Origin of the sequence: Streptomyces sp. NPDC091292, from assembly GCF_044757265.1 — a bacterium.
Lineage (GTDB): Bacteria > Actinomycetota > Actinomycetes > Streptomycetales > Streptomycetaceae > Streptomyces.
The window spans coordinates 127,731-144,478 of sequence record NZ_JBIVUQ010000016.1; the positions used below are offsets into that span (position 1 = coordinate 127,731).

General features: G+C 70.1%; 16 protein-coding genes. 9 read left to right on the top strand and 7 right to left on the bottom strand.

Annotation, left to right across the window (positions count from 1 at the left end):
* Nucleotides 1–131 precede the first annotated feature (131 nt).
* The gene (locus ACIQNU_RS32730) at nucleotides 132–1,409 is read left to right on the top strand and encodes a nitrous oxide reductase family maturation protein NosD (protein ID WP_401373314.1); all 1,278 of its coding nucleotides are present in this window, start codon (nucleotides 132–134) and stop codon (nucleotides 1,407–1,409) included.
* Between the two features lie 25 nt (nucleotides 1,410–1,434).
* On the opposite strand, the gene ACIQNU_RS32735 is transcribed toward ACIQNU_RS32730, so the two are convergent.
* Both ACIQNU_RS32735 and ACIQNU_RS32740 read right to left on the bottom strand, forming a co-directional pair.
* Entirely contained in the window at nucleotides 1,435–2,238 is an 804-nt protein-coding gene (locus ACIQNU_RS32735) for a BPL-N domain-containing protein (protein WP_401373316.1), read from the bottom strand.
* A gap of 163 nt (nucleotides 2,239–2,401) precedes the next feature.
* A complete protein-coding gene (locus ACIQNU_RS32740; RefSeq protein WP_401373318.1) occupies nucleotides 2,402–3,175 on the bottom strand; it encodes a hypothetical protein in 774 nt (257 codons plus the stop codon).
* 297 nt (nucleotides 3,176–3,472) lie between these two features.
* On the opposite strand from ACIQNU_RS32740, the gene ACIQNU_RS32745 reads away from it, so the two are divergent.
* Nucleotides 3,473–3,832, top strand: a complete 360-nt coding sequence (locus tag ACIQNU_RS32745) for a hypothetical protein (protein ID WP_401373320.1) — start codon at nucleotides 3,473–3,475, stop codon at nucleotides 3,830–3,832.
* A gap of 121 nt (nucleotides 3,833–3,953) precedes the next feature.
* On the top strand, nucleotides 3,954–4,847 hold the full coding sequence (locus tag ACIQNU_RS32750; protein WP_401373322.1) for a hypothetical protein: 894 nt from the start codon (nucleotides 3,954–3,956) through the stop codon (nucleotides 4,845–4,847).
* A gap of 32 nt (nucleotides 4,848–4,879) precedes the next feature.
* Here the strand turns inward: ACIQNU_RS32750 and ACIQNU_RS32755 are convergent, their stop codons facing one another.
* A complete protein-coding gene (locus ACIQNU_RS32755) occupies nucleotides 4,880–5,677 on the bottom strand; it encodes a hypothetical protein (RefSeq protein WP_401373324.1) in 798 nt (265 codons plus the stop codon).
* A 155-nt stretch (nucleotides 5,678–5,832) separates the two neighbouring features.
* On the bottom strand, nucleotides 5,833–6,318 hold the full coding sequence (locus tag ACIQNU_RS32760; RefSeq protein WP_401373326.1) for an RICIN domain-containing protein: 486 nt from the start codon (nucleotides 6,316–6,318) through the stop codon (nucleotides 5,833–5,835).
* Nucleotides 6,319–6,527: 209 nt separating this feature from the next.
* On the opposite strand from ACIQNU_RS32760, the gene fxsT reads away from it, so the two are divergent.
* From fxsT to ACIQNU_RS32775, 3 genes are all read left to right on the top strand, one after another.
* Complete coding sequence (gene fxsT, locus ACIQNU_RS32765) at nucleotides 6,528–8,768, top strand: FxSxx-COOH system tetratricopeptide repeat protein (RefSeq protein ID WP_401373328.1); 2,241 nt, start codon at nucleotides 6,528–6,530, stop codon at nucleotides 8,766–8,768.
* Nucleotides 8,769–8,845: 77 nt separating this feature from the next.
* Nucleotides 8,846–9,046: a hypothetical protein gene (locus ACIQNU_RS32770; protein WP_401373330.1), complete on the top strand. Its 201-nt coding sequence runs from the start codon at nucleotides 8,846–8,848 to the stop codon at nucleotides 9,044–9,046.
* Nucleotides 9,047–9,328: 282 nt separating this feature from the next.
* Entirely contained in the window at nucleotides 9,329–10,051 is a 723-nt protein-coding gene (locus ACIQNU_RS32775) for a dienelactone hydrolase family protein (protein WP_401373332.1), read from the top strand.
* Nucleotides 10,052–10,225: 174 nt separating this feature from the next.
* Here ACIQNU_RS32775 and ACIQNU_RS32780 read toward each other — a convergent pair whose 3' ends face one another.
* Both ACIQNU_RS32780 and ACIQNU_RS32785 read right to left on the bottom strand, forming a co-directional pair.
* Nucleotides 10,226–10,993, bottom strand: coding sequence for an SDR family NAD(P)-dependent oxidoreductase (locus ACIQNU_RS32780; protein ID WP_401373334.1), 768 nt, complete (start codon nucleotides 10,991–10,993; stop codon nucleotides 10,226–10,228).
* 3 nt (nucleotides 10,994–10,996) lie between these two features.
* A complete protein-coding gene (locus ACIQNU_RS32785; protein ID WP_401373336.1) occupies nucleotides 10,997–12,529 on the bottom strand; it encodes a long-chain fatty acid--CoA ligase in 1,533 nt (510 codons plus the stop codon).
* 285 nt (nucleotides 12,530–12,814) lie between these two features.
* On the opposite strand from ACIQNU_RS32785, the gene ACIQNU_RS32790 reads away from it, so the two are divergent.
* From ACIQNU_RS32790 to ACIQNU_RS32800, 3 genes are read left to right on the top strand one after another with little or no spacing between them, the layout of a single operon-like run.
* Nucleotides 12,815–13,636, top strand: coding sequence for an enoyl-CoA hydratase/isomerase family protein (locus ACIQNU_RS32790; RefSeq protein ID WP_401373338.1), 822 nt, complete (start codon nucleotides 12,815–12,817; stop codon nucleotides 13,634–13,636).
* Nucleotides 13,637–13,669: 33 nt separating this feature from the next.
* Entirely contained in the window at nucleotides 13,670–14,728 is a 1,059-nt protein-coding gene (locus tag ACIQNU_RS32795) for an alcohol dehydrogenase catalytic domain-containing protein (RefSeq protein ID WP_401373340.1), read from the top strand.
* 1 nt (nucleotide 14,729) lies between these two features.
* Entirely contained in the window at nucleotides 14,730–15,884 is a 1,155-nt protein-coding gene (locus ACIQNU_RS32800; RefSeq protein WP_401373342.1) for an acyl-CoA dehydrogenase family protein, read from the top strand.
* A gap of 74 nt (nucleotides 15,885–15,958) precedes the next feature.
* On the opposite strand, the gene ACIQNU_RS32805 is transcribed toward ACIQNU_RS32800, so the two are convergent.
* On the bottom strand, nucleotides 15,959–16,666 hold the full coding sequence (locus ACIQNU_RS32805) for a TetR/AcrR family transcriptional regulator (protein WP_401373344.1): 708 nt from the start codon (nucleotides 16,664–16,666) through the stop codon (nucleotides 15,959–15,961).
* Nucleotides 16,667–16,748 lie beyond the last annotated feature (82 nt).

The following is a 16,748-nucleotide window of genomic DNA, read 5'->3' on the forward strand; positions in this document are numbered from 1 at the left end:
GTTCCATGGCAGTCGGCATACTTTTTCTTGACGCTGAGCGGGAGGCGGGCGGTCCGCCTTGTCGCGCCCCGCTCGGGCCCGTACCTCGCCCGCGAGGCCGGTGCGCGATGCCATGACAGAAGGAGTCCGGCATGATGCGCCTTTCCAGGACCTTGTCCTCGGGGTGGCTGGTCGCGGTGGGCACCACCGCGCTGTTCGGCACACTGGCCTCCGCGCCGACGGCCCACGCCGCGCAGCAGCTCTCCTGCGGTCAGACCCTCACGACCAGCGTCGTCCTCGACGCCGACCTGCTCAACTGCCCCGGCGACGGCCTGGTCGTCGGCAGCGCGGCCATCACCATCGACCTCAACGGGCACACCGTCGACGGCACCGGACTGGGCGTCGGCATCCGTAACAACGGCTTCGACGACACGACCCTCACCAACAGCGCCGGCACCCCTGCCCGGGTCCAGGAGTTCGACCACGGCGTCCTGCTGAACCCCGGGACGTCGGGCAGCGTCGTGGAGCACCTCACCCTCCAGTACAACGAACTGGCGGGCGTCGAGCTCAACAACGCCGACACGAACAACCGGGTCCGGGCCAACGCCGTCGCGTGGCAGTCGCAGAGAGGCATCGCCTTGACGGGCGGCTCCAGCGGCAACAGCGTCACCGACAACACCGTCACGTCGAACCAGGGCGAGGGTGTCCTGATCGAGAACTCGACCGGCAACCGCCTGGAGGGCAATGAGATCACCGACAGCGGGGACGGCGGCCTGATCCTGACGGGGTCCGGCGACAACACCCTGCTGACGAACACCGTCACCGGCAGCAGCGACGGCGCGATCGTGCTGCAACTCGCCTCGAACGACAACCTCGTGCAGGGCAACACCTCGACCCAGAACTCGGACGCCGGTCTGTCCGTCTCCGACTCCACGGGCAACCGGATCCTGTCCAACACCCTCCACCACAGCGGCGACAGCGGCATCGCCCTGCGCTCCGCCCACCACTCGACCCTCACCGGCAACGACGTGAGCGCGAACCCGGGCGGCATCGAGCTGATCTACTCCGACCACAACCTGATCCGCGCCAACATCGCCAACGACACCACGGGCGACGGCATCACCCTGGAGCAGTCCCTCGACAACACAGTGGAACTCAACCAGGCCAACAGCAACGACTCCCGGGGCATCTACGTCGTGGGCGACGCGTCCCCCGGCACCGGAAACCGCCTCCTGAACAACACCGCGAACACCAACTCGTCCGACGGCATCCACGTCTCCAAGTCGGCCCACACCCTCCAGTCCAACACCGCCCGCGACAACCGCGCCTGGGGCATCTACGCCGACCAGGGCAACACGGACGCGGGCGGCAACCGGGCGAGCGGGAACGCCGAGGCGGCGCAGTGCTCGGGGGTGGTGTGCGCGCCGTGACGCAGCGACTGCGGCCGTGCGGGGATCAGCGTCGTCCGACGGTCCTCGCGATCAGTTCACGAGCCAGGTCGAAGCGGACGCCGTCGGGGTTCTTCAGATCCGCGTCCTCGTACCAGGAGCGGTCGGCTTCCGGATGGGGGCCGCTGACCCCGACGCGGCCCTTGCCGTACGGGGCGACGACGACGGCGGCTGCCCCGTTGGCGTAGGTCGCCAGGACGTCCACGTCGGCGCCGTCGTCGAGGAGGAACGCCGGCCCGTCCTGGAAGTACATGTGCCGCCGTCTGCCGCGCCACGTCACCGGCACCACGGTGTCCCGATCGTCAGGCACCGTGGTGTCCGGGAGGTCGATGTATCCGTCGGTGTCGCCGGGCAGCAGATCGAAACCGGGGTCGCGTCCGGCGAGGTAGGCGCCGAAGCACAGGCCCAGGTAGCTGCCGCCCTCCCGGACCCAGTCGCGCAGCACCTGCGCCGAACCGCGCAGGTCACGCCAGGCCCCGTCGAGGTCGGAGCCGCCGCCTGGCTGCACGTACAGCCGCGCCCCGGCCAGGGCGTCGGCGGTCAGGGGGACGTCGGTGCCGGGGCCCACGTACGTGACCCGGAAGGGCTGTGGCGCGCGGCGCAGCAGAGCGGCGATGGTCGGCGGGCAGCCTGGGCAGCCCTGGGGGCCGCGGTAGACCAGTGCGAGGGGCGGCCGGTCGCTCCGCTCGTCACCACCCGGCCGGCCGCAGCCGGCCAGCGCGGCGGCGGCCGGGACGAGTCCGAGGAGCAGCCGGCGCCGGTCCACAGCGGCCGGAGCACGGCCGGTGTTCGGGAGCGTACCGGGGGGCATGGGTGTCTCTTTCCTGTCTCCCGGCCCGGCCCCGGACCGGCGGCCGGTGGCGTACGTACCGCGGGCGGCGTCCGCGTGAACTCCCTGGCGCAGACACCTCACCCTGTAACACGTGATCGAAACCGGCCGGGTTCCAAGCCTCCGCAGGAACCCGGATCAACACTCAGTCAAGAAGCGCCAGTACGTCGGCTGAAGCCACTGTCGCTGCGTCCCTTGGGAAGCTGACAGTCAAAGGGGCGCCCAGGTCGGTGAACGTGGCGGTCAGAGAGCGGCCACCGTCCACCGAGTACTCCGCGCGGCGCACGGTGGGCTCGCCGTCAGCCGGTACGAGAACCCGAACCGTGACCGGTCCGGTCGCACGGCTCAGCTGCTGCAACCGTTCGCCCGAGCCCTCGACGACCGTGTCGCTGGTGACGTCGCCGGTACCGCTGCCCGCGTCGGCGAGCAGCGCACCCGCCTGGCACACCGGGGCGATGCCGCCCGCGGCATGGTTGTCGGCGGGGAGAGCGGTGACCATGTACGCGCCTCTGAGCAGTTTCATGACGGCCGACTCTTTGTCCTCGCTCTGGTCGGCGGTCGGGTCCACCGGGTCGAGGGGGCCACCGTTCAGGGAGCTGACCGCGTCCGGCAAGGCGGCATCCTCCCAACGGGTCCAGACACGCTCGCCCACGAGCAGGCTCTCTGCCGCGCCCAGGGTTCCCTTGCAGTTCCCACGGCCGTCCAGCAGTGCGTTGAACGCGGTCGTGGTTCCGTCAGCCGCTCGAAGTTTCCCCGCCATCCGGAAAGAGCCGGCGTCGTGCAGCGGTTGCAGCGCGTCCCGCATCCTCTCGGCCTCGCCCCCTGCCGTGCCGCGCACGCAGGCAGACGCCGAGAACGCCGTCAGCAGTGCTGCGGCACCGATACAGACTCTGAAGCCTCGTGATCTGTGCACGCCCAATGTCGGCCCCCGGGGATCCAAGTGAGTGGTGTCACCAATTGTGGACGCGTGCGGAAGTCCGGGCGCCGGGTTTCGGCCAGCTCTCAGCGTTGGCAAAGCCCATCACGGGGCTGCAGAAACCTGTCGCCCAAGACGTGCGTGCTTCGTCAACAACCCTGCACGGACCGGCAACGCCAGGTGCCCTCGCTCTCGGCATCCTCAATACCGAACGCCCGAACAGTCCTTGCCGGTCATCGACCAGACGAATGGGCGCGGCCACCACCCGACCTTCTACGACTTTCAAGGGGAGGAACCCCCATGCGTATCAGAAGCGCACTCGCCACCGCCGCCGCGACCGCCGCACTCGCCGGCGGCCTCGCCACCGCACCCGCCGCCGCCGACACCAGCGGCGAGATCAACTCCGCGGCGATCTGCGACGTGGCGCCCACCTACAACTCCTGGGACTCGGTCGTCGTTCGCCACGCGACCGCCCCCTTCCGCAACGGCCCCTACGCCGAATGCCGCGGGACCACCAGGAGCGCCTCGTCCTACCTCGACGCGTACTGCCGATACCGGAACAGCCTCGGCAACATCTGGTACTTCACCTACTACGGCTGGGTGTACAGCACGCACGTCACCCGCCCCAACGGTGAACCTGTCTGGTGCGACATGTCCTGAGCCTGAGAGCCAGGGCGCGGGGCCAAGAAGGGCCGCTCGTCAGGCGTGAGGGGCCGTCTCGGCGGTGATTGGCGGAGACGATCGTTGCTCTCCCGAGCGCCGGGACCCGAGCATCGGCAGTATGAGACCCTCACCGCGTCAGGACCTGGAGACCCTCACCGATCGCGCCGCCTTCATGGCTGCGTTACGCCAGTTGAAGAACGATTCCGGACTGTCGTACCGGAATCTGGAGGAGCGTGCCGCCGCCTCGGGGGACGTCCTGCCGCGCAGCACGGCGGCCATGCTGCTGAGCCGGGAGGCCGCGCCGGACCCCGCGCAACTGGCGGCCCTCGTCCGGGCCTGCGGGGACGGGGACCGGGTGACGGAGTGGCTCACGGCCCGCAGGCGGATCGCCGTACGGGAGGAGGCCCGTCCGCCGGGCACCGCACCCGAGCCCCCGCCGCTCGACAGGGCGGGCCGTCCTCGCTCGGAGCCCCGGCCGACGCGGGGGCGCGGTACGGGTTCGGGCCCGGGATTCCCGAGGGGCGGAGCGCTTCTCACCCTGGCGGTGACGGTGGTGGTGGCCCTGGGCGCGGGTGCGGGGGTGGCGACGCTCCTCCACCGGCACGACAGGGCTGCCCCGGCGGAATCGGCCGCGACCGCGGACCCCGTCTCCCAGGCGCCCCGCGCCGGATTCACCCTCTTCGAGGGGCGCAGCAGAGGCGGTGCGACGGCCGCCAGTGTGGGGTACCGGTACTGGGACACCCGGGACGGCTGGTACGGCATCGAGTACGTCCTGCCGTACTCCCGGGATGTGCGCGAGGGCCGGCGGGACGGCTGGGGCGGCACGCTGCGCATGCATTACGAGGACCGCCACGGCAGCCATGCCACAAGCCTCACGCTCAACGCCGACGGCCGCCCCGACGTGGGCCAGGACAGCGTTCGCCACGGGATGAAGAACGTCTGGTTCGAAGTCTGCGACTCCGGACAGCCGGACCGGCTCCGGGGCTGTCAACGGCTGCACATGGCACGGTGACCGGAGCACACCCTCTTCGACAGCCCTCAGGATCAGAGCGTGAGCACAGGCCGGGTGGAGTAGTCCTCGCAGAGGTCTTCACCGTCCGGGCCGTACACGAACTCGGCCATGAAGGGGTTGCGGTTGGCAGTGGCCAGGGGCAGCCACGCCAGCAGGTAGCCATACCCCCCGCACACCGACTCGCCACCGTCACCGCCATGGGCGGCTGTGACATCGCTCGTCAGCTCCGTGCGGTAGGTGTCGTAGGCGATGCGCAGGCCGAAGCCGGTCAGTTGCTGATGCGGGCCGGTGCCGTTCTCATAGGGGATGTCGTCGAGGGGGCAGTCATTGCCCCACCGGAACAGAGTGTCCGCGCCGGCTCCACAGGCGTGCTCCCACTCGTCGGAACTCGGCATCCGCAGGCCACGCGCCGCAAGGACGGACGGCATGTCGGCAGCGGGTTCACTCAGATTCTCGTCCTCCACGGCCATGAGCACAGTGGTCAGGACGACGCTCCGGCGGGGGCTGAGCACCTGGGCGAGGTGAGCCCGCAGATCGGGGCCATGGCCGAAGCCCTGATCCAGGCTCTCCGCGTAGTCGGCGGCCTGTTCAGGCGTCGGCTGCCAGGCGTCGAGATCGAATCCGAGTGTTACCGGGCCGCCAGGTATCAGGGCGAACTCCTGCCCCTCGCGCTCTATCCGAACCCGGTGCAGCGGGGCACCAAGATGCTCAACGGTCTCCACGACGGTCACGCGACCGTCCACCTGGTGCGCCGCCTCCTGGGCGACGCGACGTGCGGCAGGCAGCTCGAAGGACCGCCACTGGTCGAAACTGAGGTCAGCAAGAGACATGCGTCGCAGTGTCGCACTCGGGTCTGACACGGCCTGCGACCGACGAACCCCGAAGCCGCCCGTCATTGGACCGGTTCGCGGATCCGTGCACCTTGTCGCCCGACTGCACCGGGACGGTGGGCCGCCCGAAAGGACGGCCCACCGGGCTCACCGGGTCAGCCGGTTCCCACCTGGTCGATCACCCAGCGGGACGCCGTCCCGATGGTGGGTTTGAACTCGACCTCGGCCCCGACCCTTCCGTTCGCATGCAAGTACTTCTTGCTCTCGTCGTGCTGGATGGACTTCGGGCTGCCGGACGTGGTCGTCCACTTCTGATACTTGCCGCCGTTGCACTCGAACGTGTAGACGTCCGCGCCGTTTCCGTCGAGGCAGTGGTTTGATGCCGGGTTCCTGAAGATGCCGCCCTTGATCGTCCACACCTGCTTCGCGCTCCGGTCACAGTTGCCGAGGACGAGGTTTCCCTTGCCTCCCGAGACGTTCACCTGGAGGCAGGAGTTGCTGCTGTTGCCGTTGATCACCTGGTAGTACACCACCGGCGCCGCTGCCTGCGCCGAGGTTCCGGCGCCGACCAGCAGCGTCGAGCTGAATGCGAGCGCCGCCCCCGTACCGGCGAGTCGCTTGAGATTTCCCTTGAGTTCCATGGTTGATCCCCTCGGAGTTCGGTTGATTGGCGCGCCGCCTGACGGCGTTCGTCGCTGCCCGCCGCCGTCCACGTTGAGGGGTGGCGCCGCTCCCGTACGGCGATCCCGGAGGAGTCCGGATCCACTGGGCTCCCCCGCTGGATGAGCTACATTTCTGGGCTCCGAAGTCCGGACGACTCCGGAGAGGGAGACGATGGGGAGCGGCGAGAATGAGGGGACCGGGCTCGCCCCAGAGCTGGTTCGTCAACCGGTTGCAGCGGTTGCGTACGTCGTCGGGGTCGCCCACCCAGGCGCAGTTGCTGGCCTACGACGAGGACAAGGTCCTCACCCGGTCGTCGCTGTCGGATCTGCTGGGGGGCAAGTTCGCGAAGCCACCCCCGTGGGAGCGCGTCGCGGCCTACGTGACCGCGTGCGTCCGCGCCGCGCACGCCAGTCGGATCGACCTCTCCTCCAGGGAGGAACTCGCGCGGCTGCGGGGTGACCACGCCACGCTCACCGACCTGTTCGAGACCGCTGTCAGGGAGGTCCGCGTACCGGCGGCGCGTTCTTCGGGCTCGCGGCTCCGTCCGGCGACCTATCGTCTGCCGCCGCGCAACACCCACTTCACCGGCCGCGACGCCACATTGCGGGAGCTACGGCAGCGCCTCACCTCGGGCAACGAGGGCGCGATACAGGTCGTACACGGGCTGGGTGGTGTGGGCAAGACGCAGCTCGCGGTCGAGTACGCCTACGTCTACCGGTCGAAGTACCGGTTCGTGGCGTTCGTGGACGCCGAGGATCCCGATCTGGTGGCGTCGCAGTTCGCGTCGCTGGCCAGGGAGCTGGGACTGGCGGAGGTGAGTTCCGACCAGGTCGTCGCACGGGTGTACGGCGCATTACTGGACCACGGGCCCTGGCTGATCATCTTCGACAACGGGGAGCGACCCGGCACGCTCATGGGCGCGCTGCCGTCGGGTGACCTGGGGAGCAACGGCCATGTCGTCGTCACGACCAGGATGCGCGGCTGGTCGAGCAGGGCAGGCGTCATCGACCTGGACGTGTTCACCAGGCGGGAGGCGGTGGAGCTGCTGGCCCGGCGGGTATGCGGCATGACGACGGTGGTGGCGGACCGGATCGCCGAGCACCTGGGGGACCTGCCGCTGGCCGTGGAACAGGCGGCCGGGTACATGGACTACCACCACACCCCGCCTGAGCGGTATTTGGCGCTGCTGACGTCGCGGCTGGAAGACATGATCGCGCTGGGCGAGCCGGCGGACCGGCCGGCGGTAGTGGTCGCGACGCTGTGGCAGCTCAGCGTGCGAAAGCTGGAGATCAGGCAGCCGCAAGCGATGCGGCTGCTGGAGCTGTGCGCCCTGCTGGCGCCGGAGCCGATCCCGCTGGACCTGTTCAGCGGCAGCGCGGAGACACTGGTTGCGGCGGCGGCCGACCCGGTGGCGTGGGACACCACGGTCGGTGCCCTGGCCGGCCTGGGACTCGCGAGGCGCGGTGCCTCCTCGCTGGTGCTGCACCGGCTGGTGCAGGCCGCCATCCGCGCCGCGATGCGCGACGACGCGCGCACCGACGCTCGGGTGCGACTGTGCAGGGCGCTGCTCGCGGCCGTGCCGCACGACATCCACGGCGACCCGGATGCGCGGACGCGATGGCAAGAACTGCTCCCGCACGCGCTCGTGGTGACCAAGGACGAGCCGCCGAGCGAGTGTGCTGCCGAGACGGCGACGCTGCTGAGACTGGCGTCGGTGTTCCTCCTGTCGATCGGGGACCACTCGGTCGCGCTGCCCCTGTGTGAGCGTGCCTTCGCGATCGACGAATCGCTCGAACACAGGGCTGCGGAAGTCGGCTTCGACCTGATCACCTTGGCGCAGATCCACCGGGACCGCGGGGCGCTGGAGCGAGCGCGTCCGATGGCGGAACGTGCTCTGAGCCTGCACGAGTCCTGTCTGCCGGCGGACAGTCCCGCCATCGCGACGGACTTGGCGACCCTGGCGCGCATCCGGCACCTTCTCGGTGATCATGAGGCGGCGGTGCCGTTGGCCGAACGGGCGCTGCGGATCGACGAGGCGGCGTACGGGCCGGACGACCCGTATGTGAGCTTCGACTTGATCGCGCTGGCGAGTGTCCACCTCGACATGGGCGACCACGCCGTGGCCGTACCACTGATCTCCCGGGCGCTACGGATCCGCGAGGCCAGCTACGCGCCGGACCACCTGTACATCGGGTACGCCCTGCTGCTCAAGGCCCGAGCCGCGCACGTGTTGAACGACCCCACCGCGGCGCATCTCGCGCGAAGGGGCGCGCTGATCCTGCACGCCCGGCTGGGCGAGACCCACCCCCGAACCGAGGACGCCTTCGCCCTGGCCAACTCCCTGCCGTCACAGAACTGCGGAATCTGTCGACCACCACGTGGGAACCGCACACGAGTAGACGCCCACAGATGTGGTGTGTACCCGTGACCTGGGAGCCGGTCGGATAGTTGCACCGGCCGACAGGTATGCGACGGCGACAGCCACAAAGAGATGGGCGAAACGACATGAAGGCCAAAATCACCCTGACACTTCTGGGCGCGGCGGGGCTGGCATCCGTACTTCCCGCCTCCACCGCTGCCGCCGACGAGACCCACAGGGACTCGCACAACGGCGTCACCGTGATTTCGATCGGACAGATCGACGACCCGCTGGAGGATGTCCTGGAGCACGCGACGGTCTTCGGGGAGACCGCCGTCTCCGACTAGAGTCCTTCGTCCGGTTCGGGCTGGAACCGTGAGCGGTCCGGTGCCGTGGATCGCGAGGCGGAAACGGCCGCCACAGGTGGTGTCGTTCCCCGTCCGACGGCCTCTGCAAAAACCCGTTGGGCGGACCATGGCGACCGCTGTTAATCTACCGGAGGCCGTGCGACAGAACGAGGAGGTGGTACCCGTGAACACAGTATGGACATGGGTGCTCCCCTCCGGGGTCACGGTCGGGCGATAGGTCGTCCGGGAGCGCCGTTCTGAGCACTCCCGAAAGGCACGACCATGCGCTTCACATCCGAGCAACGCCTCGATGACGGCGTCCTCGCACGCGAATTCACCCTCGGCGAGATCCCCGGCACCCTGTGGACGCCCGCAGTTGCCGGACCGGCCCCGCTGATCCTGATGGCCCACAACAACGGCCTGCCCAAGCGGGAGCCCCGGCTGGTGGCCCGCGCCCGGCACTCCGCGGCGTACGGCTACGCGGTGGCCACCATCGACGCCGCCGGGTGCGGTGACCGGCCCCGTTCCGCCGCCGACGAGCAGGCCCGCGCCGATCTCCGCCGGGCGATGCAGGCCGGCGAGCCGGTCGACGAGATCTTCGAGTCCTTCATCGGCCCGCTGGTCGAAAAGGCGGTTCCGGAGTGGCGGACCACCCTGGACGCCCTCCTTGAGCTGCCCGAGATCGGCGGCAAGGTCGGGTACTCGGGGTGGACCGCCGTCGGCATTCGGCTGGCGGTGGCCGAGCCGCGTATCTCGGCCGCCGGCTTCTTCGCCGGGGGTTACGTGCCCCTCGCCCAGCGCGAGGAGGCCCGGCAGGTCGCCGTTCCGCTGCTGTTCCTGCTGCAGTGGGACGACGAAGGCAACCCCCGGCAGCGGGCCCTGGACCTGTTCGACGCCTTCGGCACCAAGGAGAAGACGCTGCACGCCAATCTGGGCGGGCACACCGGCACTCCGTGGTTCGAGGCGGAGGACGGGAACCGGTTCTTCGGCCGGCATCTGAAGTGACACCGGGCCGCCAGGACGGCATCTGAAGTGACACCGGGCCGCCAGGACGGCAGCGGCCAGTAGGCGCTGTCGGCCGGAGCGCCGCTCATCGGGGACGGGTCCCGGCCCCCTCGATGAGCGGCGCTCCCGGCTGCCGCAGTCCCAACCTGTTCCCGCTGGGCAGCAGCCACCGCGTCAGGCCGTCCACCCGCCGTCCACGGTGAGCGTCGTCCCCGTGACGAAGCGGGACGCGTCGGAGGCGAGGAACACCGCGGCGCCTCCCAGTTCCTCCGGGTCTCCCACCCGACCCATCGGAGTGGCGCCGACGATCCGCTCGCCCCAGCGGCTGGCCAGCAGCCCGGCGCTCAGGTCGGTATGGAAGTAGCCCGGTGCGAGGGTGTTGACGCGTACGTGACGGTCGGCCCATTCGACGGCGAGCGCCCGGGTCAGTGCCTCGACTCCGCCCTTGCTCGCGGCGTAGGCGGCGATCCGTTCGAAGCCGGTGCGTGCGTGCACGGACGAGATGTTGACGATCGATCCGGAGCGCTGCTCCAGCATCACCTTGCCGGCTTCGCGGCAGCAGAAGAAGGTTCCCCGCAGATTGACGTCGATGACCTGCTGCCAGTCGTCGTCGGTGACTCGCTCGCTGCGGGTGAAGTGCGGGCTGGTGCCGGCGCAGTTGACCGCCACGTCCAGCGTGCCCGTCCACTCGGTGATCCGCTCGACCATGGCCCGTACGGCACCGGAGTCGGCGACGGAACCGGGCAGCACCAGGACCTTGCCGCCCTGCCCTGCGAGGTCGGACTCCAGCCGTTCGAGGTCCGGTAGCGTCCGGGCGGTCACCGCCACCGCCGCTCCCGCTCGGGAGAGAGCCGCAGCGATGGCGCGGCCGATCCCCTTTCCGGCCCCTGTCACCCACGCCGTCCTTCCGTCGAGGCGCAACTCGTCGTGTGCGTCCGCCATGGGTCAGCCCTCCGCGGGGATGTCACGCAGGTCCCGCTTGAGGACCTTTCCGGAGGGGGTACGGGGCAGTTCGTCGACGATGTCGAAGCGGACGGGCACCTTGAACCTGGCCAGGCGCGCCTGGCAGAACTCCCGTAGCTCATCGGCCCCGGCGCCTGCTCCCGGCCGGAACACCACGAACGCGCGCGGGACTTCACCCCACCGCGGATGGCGAAGGCCGACCACGGCCGCCTCGCGGACGGCGGGGTGTTCGTACAGGACACGTTCCACCTCGGGAGTGGCGATGTTCTCGCCGCCCGAGACGATCATGTCCTTCTTCCGGTCGTCGATGTAAAGGAAGCCGTCGTCGTCGAGGTGGCCGAGGTCGCCGGTGTGGAACCAGCCGTCCCGGATGGCGGCGGCGGTGGCCTGCTCGTCGCGCCAGTACCCCGCGAACACCTTCGGGCCGCGCAGTGCGATCTCACCGATGTCACCGGCCGGGACGTCCTTGCCCGTGTCGTCGACGATCCTGACCCGGGTGTGCGGTACGGGGCGTCCGACGGAGCCCAGTTTGGACAGTGCGTGGTCGCGGTCGAGGAACGTGTCTCCCGAGACGGTCTCGGTCAGTCCGTACGCGTCGGCGAACCACGCGTTCGGGAAAGCGGTCATGACGCGCCGGAGCACGGGCTCCGGGGTCTTCTCGCCGCCGCCCAGCACGAAGCGGACCGAGGTGGTGTCGTACGCCTCCCGGTCGGGGACGTCCAGGACCGCGCCGACCATCGCAGGCGCCAGCCACACATTGGTGACGCGGTGCTCCTGGATCGCCCGGAGTGCGCCGGGCGCGTCGAACTTGCGCTGGAGGACGACGCCGCCGCCCGCGTAGAGGGTGGCGAGGGCAGGCATGTCCAGACCTCCGACGTGGTACAGGGGGCCGCAGACGAGGGTGATGTCGGCCGCGGTGAGACCGAAGTGGACGATGTCCGCGATGTTCTTCGCCTGGACGTTGCCGTAGGTGATGCACACACCTTTGGGGCGTGCGGTGGTGCCGGACGTGTACATCAGGCGCTGGAGGTCGTCCGGGCCGACGTCCACGGGCTCGACCCGGGCGCCCCGGTGGCGGGTCAGCAGGTCTTCGTATCCGATCCACGGCTCCGCCGGGGTGTCGTCGCCGACCTGGAGACGGTGCTCCAGGTCCGTGAGGCAGCCTGTGGCGCGCTCGATGGCTGGGGCGAACTCCGGCTCCGTGACCACGGCCTTCGCCTGCGCGTGGCCGAGGACGTACTGCCACTCCTCCTCCGAGAGGCGGTAGTTGAGCGGCAGGAAGACCGCGCCCAGGCGGTTGGTCGCGTAGACCAGTTCCAGGAACTCGGGCCGGTTGTGGAGCAGCAGGCCGACGACGTCGCCGCGCCGGACGCCCAGCGCGGACAGGCCGGCCGCCAGCCGGTTCACCCGGTCGTGCAGGGCGCGGACCGTCAGCCGCCGTTCTTCCTGCGCGACGGCCACGGCTTCGGGCCGCTGGGTCAGGTGGTAATCGAGGATGCTCGCGAAGTTGTGCACGGGACTCTCTCGCTAGGTCGTGTCCGACGACGAACGAACGCTTCCTGCCGCGGCTCTCGCGGTCTCGGTGCGGGGTGCGGTGCGGGGTGCGATGCGGTGCGGTGCTGGTTTTCCGTTCTCCTCGGAAGCGGGGTCGGGCCGCATTCCGACCGGGCTGGTTGCCCGCCTCCGATATTTAGTGTACCCATTGGTCTATAAAACGTGTGCCGCACTTTACGACGGCACGCACCCGTCGACAACCATCCGTGCACGTGTGAATCAATTCCATGGACGAGGAGAACCTCTGTGTCACGCATTCGCCTCGACACCGACGGACCCGTCGTCACGATCCGACTCGACCATCCGCCGATGAACGCCTTCGACTCCGCGCAGCGGGACGAGCTGTCCGCCTGTGCGCGGAAGCTGGCCGACGCCCGCGAGGTGCGGGCCGTGGTGCTCCACGGTGGCGAACGGCTCTTCGCCGCGGGGGCGGACATCAAGGCGCTGGCCGCGATGGGGCCCGACGAGGCTCGGGGCTGGAATCGCGCGTTGCAGCGGACGTTCGACGAGGTGGCGCGGCTGCCGATGCCCGTCGTCGCGGCGGTGACCGGATTCGCGCTGGGCGGCGGCATGGAGCTGGCGCTGTGCGCCGACTACCGGGTGGCCGCGGACGACGCGGTCCTCGGCCAGCCGGAGGTGCGGCTCGGCATCATGCCGGGTTCGGGCGGCACCCAGCGGCTCACCCGGCTGATCGGGCCGTCGCGCGCGAAGAACCTGCTGATGACCGGGCGCCGGGTGGGTGCCGACGAGGCGCTGCGGCTCGGCCTGGTGGACGAGGTCGTGCCGAAGGGCTCCGAGTACTCCGTGTACGAGGTGGCGCTCGCCTACGCGCAGCGGCTCGCCGCCGGACCGGCGGTGGCCCTGGAGGCGATCAAGGAGGCGGTGGACCACGGCGGCGATGTCGGTGTCCCGGCCGGACTCGCCCTGGAACGGGCCCTGTTCACGAGCGTCTTCGGCACGCCGGACGCCGCTTCGGGGATGCGCTCCTTCGTCGAGCACGGCCCCGGCCGGGCTCGTTTCGGCGACGCGCGGGACGACCCGGCACCCGGCGGGAGCCCGAGGCCATGAGGCGGCACCGGCACGACACGAAAGGGGCGGAGGATGAAGGCGCTGCGCTGGTACGCGGCTCGCGATCTTCGGTGGGAGGAGGTGCCCGAGCCCCCGGGGCCACGGCCGCACGAGGCGGTGGTCGAGGTGGCGTGGTGCGGGGTGTGCGGCACCGACCTGCACGAGTTCACCGAAGGCCCGCACATGATCCGCGAGGGACCGCACCCGCTCACCGGCGCCGCTCCCCCGCTCGCGCTCGGGCATGAACTGAGCGGCACCGTGGTCGCGCTGGGCGCGGAGGTGCCCGGCATCGCGGTCGGCGACCGGGTGGCCGCGGACCCGTGCTGGCGCTGCGGGGTGTGCTTCTGGTGCGTGCGCGGCGAGTACCACCTGTGCCCCAGGGGCGGTTCCGTGGGACTTGCCTCGCCCGGTGCCTTCGCCGAGTTCGTCACCGTTCCGCTCGCCGGTCTGGTGCGCCTGCCCGACCAGGTCGGCGACGAGGCGGCGGCCCTGGCCGAACCGCTCGCCGTCGGTCTGCACGCCGTGTCCCGGGCGGGGATCCGGCCGGGCGACAACGTCCTGGTGGTCGGGGGCGGACCGATCGGCGTCGCCGTGGTCCTCGCGGCCCGGCTGGCGGGAGCGGCCGGGCTCTACGTCAGCGAACCGCTGGCCGCGCGCCGCGCGTTGCTCCGGGACTTCGGTGTCACCGAGGCGTTCGACCCCGGCGAGAGCGACGTACGGCGTGAGGTGTTCGTACGGACCGGCCGGGTCGGCCCGGACGTCGTGATCGACGCCACCGGTGTGCCCCGGCTCGCCGCGCAGGCCGTGGCCACCGTCCGTCGCGGCGGTCGGGTCGTCCTGGCCGGGGTCGGCCATGGCAGCGTCGAGTTCGACCTGGGCCAACTCGTCTTCTACGAGCGGTCCGTGCTCGGCACGCTCGGCTACCACCACGACATACCCCGCGTGATCGACCTGATGAGCACCGGGCGGCTCGACGCCACCCCCCTCGTCACCGGCCGCTACTCCCTCTCGGACGGCGCGGGGGTCTTCGAGTCCCTGGCCACCGACCGCGCATCCCACCTCAAGGTTCTGCTGACCCCGAAGGATCTGTGACATGAATTTCGATCTGCCGGAGGACACCCGGGCGTTGCAGGCGATGGTCCGGGACTTCGCGGCGAAGGAGATCACTCCGCACGCGGCACGGTGGTCCGAGGACGAGACGTTTCCGACCAAGGTGTTCACACGGCTCGGTGAACTCGGCCTCATGGGAATGCTCGTACCCGAGGAGTACGGCGGTGCGGGATCCGACACCGTCACGTATGTCGCCGTGATGGAGGAGCTGGGCGCCGCGGACCAGTCGGTCGCCTCGTCCTGGAACGCCCATTCGACCATCGCCTCGTTGCCGCTGCTGGCCTACGGCACCGAGGAGCAGAAGCGGCGCTGGCTGACGCCGCTGGCCACGGGCGAGGCCATCGGGGCGTTCGGGCTGACCGAACCGGACGCCGGGTCCGACGCGGCCGGCATCGTGACCACCGCCCGCCGGGCCGACGGCGGCTGGCTGATCAACGGCACCAAGATGTTCATCACCAACGCGGGCACCGACATCAGCCAGGGCGTCACACTGCTGGCGGTGACCGGCCGCGACGGCGAAGGGCGCAAGCGGTACGCGACCTTCTACGTCCCGACCGGCACGCCGGGGTACACCTGCGGTCACAAGATCAAGAAGCTCGGCTGGCACGCCATGGACACCCGGGAACTCGTCTTCTCCGACTGCTGGATCCCCGAGGACCATCTGATCGGCGAGGAGGGCGGCGGGCTGCGCCAGTTCCTGTCCGTCCTGGACAAGGGGCGCATCAGCGTCGCGGCCCTGGGTCTGTCCCTGGCCCAGGCGGCGCTGGGGCTCGCCGTCAAACACGCGACGGAGCGGCACCAGTTCGGCCGGCCACTGTCCGCCTTCCAGGCGGTCGCGCACAAGGTGGCCGACATCGGCACCGAGGTGGAGGCCGCCCGCTGCATGGTCTACCGCGCCGCCTGGCTCGCCGACCAGGGCCGCCCGTACGGAACGGCCGCCGCCATGGCCAAGCTGTACGCCTCCGAGGTGGCCAACCGCGCGGCATCCCAGGCGGTGCAGATCCACGGCGGATACGGCTACGTACGGGAGTCGGAGATCTCCCGTTTCTACGCCGACGCGAAGATCCTCGAAATCGGCGAGGGGACGAGCGAGATCCAGCGCGATGTCATCGCCAGGGCGCTGGTGAAGCGGGCATGAACGCGCGGGGGCCCGCGGCGCGGCGCGGGCCCCGGTCGGCTCACGACGGCCCCGTCAGCTCACGACGGTCCCGGTCAGCTCGCGACGGCGGCGGGCTGCCAGCCGGCCTCGGGGTCGAGCGGCAGATCGGGCCGGTCGCGCTTGAAGGCGGCGGCCCGCTCCTCGATGTCCGGCAGTACGGCGTCGGGCGCGCCGAACCCCCGGAACAGGGTGTCGCAGTACTCGCGGGACAGGAACACCGCGTCCCACGGTCCGTCCGGCTTCACCCACTGATAGGTGTGGTTGTGGAGATTGAGGAACTGCAAGGTGGCCAGGCGCGGTTCGAGAGCGCGGAAGCTGCCCTGTTCGACGGCGTCGGCCAGCAGGCCCCGGACGAGCTGCTCGAATGCGGAGCGTTCGCCGAGCAGGGTCTTGAGGTAGTCGCCGGTCAGGCTGCGGTAGTCGTGTTCGTAGACCCAGATGTGGTCGAGCCGGCGGAAGATGATCGTCAGCAGCGACTCCGACAGCAGCCGCAACCGCAGCAGCGGGTCCTCGTCGAGCCCGGCGATCTGCCGTGCGCGGGCGAGCAGGGGCTCCATCACCCGCGACTGGATCTCGATGAGCAGGTTCTCCTTGGAGCCGATGTAGTAGTACAGCGCCCCCTTGGCGAGTCCGACGGCACGGCCGAGATCGTTGATCGAGGTCGCCGCGTAGCCCTGACGGGCGAACAGGGCGGCTGCGGTGTCGATGATCTTCTGGCGCCTGACCTCGAAGTCTGGTCCGTGGCCGGGTGGTCGTGGCATTGCTTCTCTCCCCGCCTGCCGGGTCGACGTGTCGGTGAGGACACCGGGACCTCGGTCGATTCTGCTGGATTCGGTTCGCTAG